Annotated in this window: 5 tRNA genes and 1 rRNA gene; all 6 read left to right on the top strand. The window is 49.3% G+C overall.

The features are described from left to right. Positions 1-90 precede the first annotated feature (90 nt). Positions 91-206 (top strand): 5S ribosomal RNA (gene rrf, locus Q9B79_RS26785). A 5-nt stretch (positions 207-211) separates the two neighbouring features. After that, positions 212-287: transfer RNA gene (locus Q9B79_RS26780), tRNA-Val, on the top strand. An 8-nt stretch (positions 288-295) separates the two neighbouring features. Further along, positions 296-379 (top strand) — tRNA-Tyr (locus tag Q9B79_RS26775). A gap of 11 nt (positions 380-390) precedes the next feature. Beyond that, a tRNA-Gln gene (locus Q9B79_RS26770) sits at positions 391-465 on the top strand. Between the two features lie 4 nt (positions 466-469). Then, positions 470-545 (top strand) — tRNA-Lys (locus Q9B79_RS26765). Positions 546-559: 14 nt separating this feature from the next. After that, positions 560-640: transfer RNA gene (locus Q9B79_RS26760), tRNA-Leu, on the top strand. Positions 641-649 lie beyond the last annotated feature (9 nt).

Here is a 649-nt window from a genome sequence, read left to right as displayed (position 1 = left end):
AAATGTTATCTAGTTTTGAAAGAATATAAAAAACTTGTTGACTTTCAAAGTTAAATAAGTTATAATGATTCTTGTCTCAAATGAATACAGTCTGGTAATGATGGCAGAGAGGCCACACCCGTTCCCATACCGAACACGGAAGTTAAGCTCTCTAGCGCCGATGGTAGTTGGGACCTTGTCCCTGTGAGAGTAGGACGTTGCCAGGCAAAATGGAGGATTAGCTCAGCTGGGAGAGCACCTGCCTTACAAGCAGGGGGTCGGCGGTTCGATCCCGTCATCCTCCACCATATATGTCGGAGGGGTAGCGAAGTGGCTAAACGCGGCGGACTGTAAATCCGCTCCTTCGGGTTCGGCAGTTCGAATCTGCCCCCCTCCACCATTCTTAATTAATGGGCTATAGCCAAGCGGTAAGGCAACGGACTTTGACTCCGTCATGCGCTGGTTCGAATCCAGCTAGCCCAGCCATTAAGAGCCATTAGCTCAGTTGGTAGAGCATCTGACTTTTAATCAGAGGGTCGAAGGTTCGAGTCCTTCATGGCTCACCATTTTAACAAAATATGCGGGTGTGGCGGAATTGGCAGACGCACTAGACTTAGGATCTAGCGCCTTTGGCGTGGGGGTTCGACTCCCTTCACCCGCACTTTTAACA

Origin of the sequence: Bacillus sp. MHSD_36 (assembly GCF_030757775.1) — a bacterium.
Lineage (GTDB): Bacteria > Bacillota > Bacilli > Bacillales > Bacillaceae_G > Bacillus_A.
Note: the sequence above shows the minus strand (reverse complement) of the source record. Positions and strands in the feature narration are given on the sequence as shown.